The 4,519-nt window shown below is 56.1% G+C and carries 5 protein-coding genes and 1 tRNA gene; all 6 read left to right on the top strand.

Features of this window, described 5'->3' with window-relative positions; all coding sequences use genetic code 11:
* Window positions 1-147 (top strand): AcrB/AcrD/AcrF family protein (locus tag AB4Z11_RS23890; protein ID WP_442028163.1); only part of this gene is annotated, 147 nt, incomplete at its 5' end.
* Between the two features lie 217 nt (window positions 148-364).
* Window positions 365-451 (top strand) — tRNA-Leu (locus AB4Z11_RS23885).
* A gap of 32 nt (window positions 452-483) precedes the next feature.
* On the top strand, window positions 484-1,824 hold the full coding sequence (gene tig / locus AB4Z11_RS23880) for a trigger factor (protein WP_442028162.1): 1,341 nt from the start codon (window positions 484-486) through the stop codon (window positions 1,822-1,824).
* A 134-nt stretch (window positions 1,825-1,958) separates the two neighbouring features.
* Window positions 1,959-2,576 carry an ATP-dependent Clp endopeptidase proteolytic subunit ClpP gene (gene clpP / locus AB4Z11_RS23875; protein WP_442028161.1) on the top strand — a complete coding sequence of 206 codons (618 nt, stop codon included), beginning with the start codon at window positions 1,959-1,961 and terminating at the stop codon, window positions 2,574-2,576.
* Between the two features lie 136 nt (window positions 2,577-2,712).
* A complete protein-coding gene (clpX, locus tag AB4Z11_RS23870; protein WP_442028160.1) occupies window positions 2,713-3,981 on the top strand; it encodes an ATP-dependent Clp protease ATP-binding subunit ClpX in 1,269 nt (422 codons plus the stop codon).
* Window positions 3,982-4,228: 247 nt separating this feature from the next.
* Window positions 4,229-4,519 (top strand): LON peptidase substrate-binding domain-containing protein (locus tag AB4Z11_RS23865; protein ID WP_442028159.1); only part of this gene is annotated, 291 nt, incomplete at its 3' end.

Genomic DNA, 4,519 nt, shown 5'->3' with positions numbered 1-4,519 from the left:
GCCATGATTCCCTTGTCGCGCTCCGTATTCTGGGGGCCGATGGCGGTGGCGATCATGGGCGGGCTGATTCTGGCGACTGCTTTGACTTTGCTATTCCTTCCGGCACTCTACGCGGCGTGGTTCCGGGTGCCAAAACCCAAGGCATAAAACGGGTGGCTGCCACGACGTGGCAGCCACCAGGTCTCTGCCTCGGGTTCCGGTTGTGCCGCCGTCAGGTTCAAGCCGAGGGTTCTTAATGTTGTGTGGAAGCTAAAAAACCCTTCCACACTCTGAAAAAAGTTGTAAAATGCCGGGTCGAAGTTGAAAGCCCTGGGCGACCTGTTTTCACTTAAAGGGTCGCCCTTTGCTTTTGTGCAAAAGTGCCGCGAGGATGGCGAAATTGGTAGACGCACYAGGTTYAGGTCCTGACGCCAGCAATGGTGTGGGGGTTCGAGTCCCCCTCCTCGCACCATAAGTACATATATTTTTTTGGACGATTTTTACATGGCTACTGCAGTCGAAACCCTGGGCAAACTTGAACGCCGCATGACGATTTCCTTCCCGCTGTCGGATGTTCGTTCCGAAGTGGAAAAGCGCCTGAAAGTACAAGCCCGTAGCGCTCGCGCACCTGGCTTCCGTCCAGGCAAAGTGCCAATGAAAATGGTTGCTGCACAATACGGCTACCAGATCGAAAGCGAAGTGCTGAACGACAAAGTCGGCCGCGCTTTCAACGATGCCGCCAACGCCAACGAACTGCGTGTTGCTGGTTTCCCACGCATCGAACCGAAGCAGGACGCACCGGAAGGCCAGTTGGCTTTCGACGCCACCTTCGAGATCTATCCGGAAGTGGAAATCGGCGACCTGACCAAGGTTGAGATCGAGACCGTGAAGTCGTCCGTGACCGATACCGAAATCGACAAGACCATCGACATCCTGCGCAAGCAGCGCGTGCACTTCCACACCAAGGGCGAAAAAGGCGAGCACGGCGACGGCGGCGAAGCCATCGCTGCTAACGGCGACCGCGTGACCGTGGACTTCGTCGGCTCCATCGACGGCGTGGAATTCCCTGGCGGTAAAGCGGAAGACTACGCTTTCGTGCTGGGCGAAGGCCGCATGCTGCCGGAATTCGAAGCCGCAACCGTCGGCCTGAAAGTGGGCGAGTCCAAGACCTTCCCGCTGGCATTCCCTGAGGACTACCACGGCAAGGACGTGGCCGGCAAAACCGCCGAGTTCACCATCACCCTGAAAAAGCTGGAATGGGCGCATCTGCCTGAAGTGGACGGCGAATTCGCCAAGTCCCTAGGCGTGGCTGACGGCGACCTGGCCAAAATGCGCGAAGACATCAAAGTCAACCTGGAGCGTGAAGTTGCAGGCCGCGTGAAAGCACGCAACAAGGAAGCCGTGATGGATTCCCTGGTCAAGACCGCCGTGCTGGAAGTGCCACAGTCCCTGATCGCTCAGGACACCGAGCGCCTGGCCGAAATGACCCGCCAGGACATGGCTGCCCGCGGCATGAACGTAAAAGATGTACCATTCCCTCCAGAGCTGTTCAAGGACAAGGCTGAGCGCCGCGTGCGCCTGGGTCTGATCCTGTCCAAGCTGGTTGGCGACAACAACCTGCAAGCGACTCCAGAGCAGGTGAAGGCACAGATCGAAGACTTCGCGCAGAGCTACGAAGATCCACGCGAAGTGCTGAAATACTACTACAGCGACCGTCGTCGTCTGGCTGAGGTGGAAGCTCTTGTATTGGAAGAAAACGTCGTTACATACGTCCTGGGCCTGTCTAAGAACGCTTCGAAAGAAATTCCTTTCGACGAACTGATGGGAAGCGCAGCGCAGGCTTAATTGCTTGTGTTTAATAAACCACCGGCCTAATCCTGGGGGCAGACACGCAGTCAGAGATAGTGGACGCGAGCCGCTGCAGCTGAATGTGTGTCTGCCCCCTGTTTCACGATGGTGGTTCTAGCAAAGGAATTGGAATGAACCGTAATCCCGCACTCGATACGGAAATGCTCGGCCTGGTGCCGATGGTGATCGAACAAAGCGGCCGCGGCGAGCGCTCGTATGACATTTACTCGCGCCTGCTGAAGGAACGCGTGATCTTCATGGTGGGTCCGGTCAACGACCAGATGGCCAACCTGATTGTTGCCCAGCTGCTGTTCCTTGAAAGTGAAAATCCGGACAAGGACATCTCGCTGTACATCAATTCCCCGGGCGGTTCCGTTTCCGCCGGCCTGGCGATCTTTGACACGATGCAGTTCATCAAGCCTGACGTGTCGACCCTGTGCACCGGCATGGCCGCCTCGATGGGCGCCTTCCTGCTGGCCGCGGGCGCGAAAGGCAAGCGCTTCTCGCTGCCGAACTCCCGTATCATGATTCACCAGCCGTCGGGCGGTTCGCAGGGCATGGCATCGGACATCGAAATTCAGGCCAAGGAAATCCTGTACCTGCGCCATCGCCTGAACAGCATCATGGCCGAGCGTACCGGCCAGACGATCGACCAGATTGCCAAGGACACCGACCGCGACCGCTTCATGTCGTCGGAAGAGGCGGCGGAATATGGCCTGATCGACAAAGTGTTGACCAGCCGGGCTTAAAAGCGTCCGAAGATAAGACGCCCGGACGCTACAACGTTCGGGCGTTTTGCATTTATTTCGGGTAGCATGGTGGTTGTGTGCAGGACTTCTTTCCGCGGCACATTGCAACCTTGGCTACACACTAAAGAAAAGTCCCATGTCAGAGAAAAAATCCTCCAGCGGCGAAAAACTTCTGTACTGCTCGTTCTGCGGCAAAAGCCAGCACGAGGTGAAGAAACTCATCGCCGGTCCATCCGTCTTCATCTGCGACGAGTGCATTGACTTGTGCAATGACATCATCCGCGATGAGACCTCCAGCATCGAATCTGTCACGGGCGCCAAGTCGGACCTGCCAACGCCGCAGGAAATCACCGACCTGCTGAACCAGTATGTGATCGGCCAGGAAACGGCCAAGCGCATCCTGTCGGTGGCCGTGTACAACCACTACAAGCGCCTGAAGCATCTCGGCAAGAAAGACGATGTCGAGCTGGCCAAGTCCAATATCCTGCTGGTCGGCCCCACCGGCTCCGGCAAGACCCTGCTGGCCCAGACCCTGGCGCGCATGCTGAACGTGCCATTCGTGATCGCTGACGCGACCACGCTGACCGAGGCTGGCTACGTGGGTGAGGACGTCGAGAATATCATTCAAAAACTGTTGCAGAGCTGCAACTATGATGTAGAAAAAGCTCAGCGCGGTATCGTGTACATCGACGAGATCGACAAGATTTCCCGCAAGTCCGACAACCCGTCGATTACCCGCGACGTGTCGGGCGAGGGCGTGCAGCAGGCACTGCTGAAACTGATCGAAGGCACCATGGCTTCCGTGCCTCCGCAGGGCGGCCGCAAGCACCCGAACCAGGACTTCGTGCAGATCGACACCACCAACATCATGTTCATTTGCGGCGGCGCATTTGACGGCCTGGCGAAGATCATTTCGAACCGGTCCGAAAAATCCGGCATCGGCTTCTCGGCCGTGGTGAAGAGCAAGGAACAGCGCGCCAACAGCGAAATCCTGATGGAAGCGGAACCGGAAGACCTGATCAAGTTCGGCCTGATCCCTGAACTGGTAGGCCGTCTGCCGGTGGTGGCGACCCTGTCGGAACTGACGGAAGAAGCCCTGATCCAGATCCTGATCGAGCCAAAGAATGCGCTGGTGAAACAGTATTCCAAACTGCTCGAAATGGAAGGTTCCGAACTGGAGATCCGTCCTGCCGCACTGCACGCCATTGCCAAGAAAGCCCTGGCGCGCAAGACCGGCGCGCGCGGTCTGCGTTCGATTCTGGAACATGCACTGCTGGACGTAATGTTTGATTTGCCGAATCAGCAAAACGTAACAAAAGTCGTCATTGATGAAAATACGATCACCAGTGGCGCAAAACCTCTTTTGATTTATCAGGAAACCCCAAAGGCGTCGGGGGAAAACTAAAAAGGGTTTTGCATCCCTGAGGCAAGGCGGTACAATCAAAACCAATAATAGAACGCAGGCTTCAGTCGGAAAGCCACTCGCGATTGCCTGTCGCGCGTGGCTTTTTTTATTTGAAAATGCGTTCTTTTATCGTAGCCGCTAATAATTTCAGCAAATCTTAATTTTTCTGAGAAATATTACGGTTGCAGGTCTTGTGATTTGGCCGCGAGGGCCTACATCATAACCAAGCTTTTACATAGGGTACGCCATGACAACTTCCAAATTAACTGAGCAAACTCAACTGCCTCTGTTGCCTCTGCGGGATGTCGTCGTTTTTCCGCATATGGTGATACCGCTGTTTGTTGGCCGCCCGAAATCGATCAAGGCGCTGGAAGCGGCAATGGAGCAGGGCAAGAGCATCATGCTCGCTGCCCAGAAAGCCGCCGCCAAGGACGAACCTTCTCCCGCTGATATTTATGAAATCGGCTGCGTCGCCAACATTTTGCAAATGCTGAAACTGCCGGACGGTACCGTGAAGGTGCTGGTCGAAGGTTCGCAG

The organism is Pseudoduganella sp. RAF53_2 (assembly GCF_052113985.1).
Lineage (GTDB): Bacteria > Pseudomonadota > Gammaproteobacteria > Burkholderiales > Burkholderiaceae_D > Rugamonas.
The sequence above is the reverse complement of the archived record's forward strand: the minus strand, read 5'-3'. Positions and strand labels throughout refer to the sequence as shown.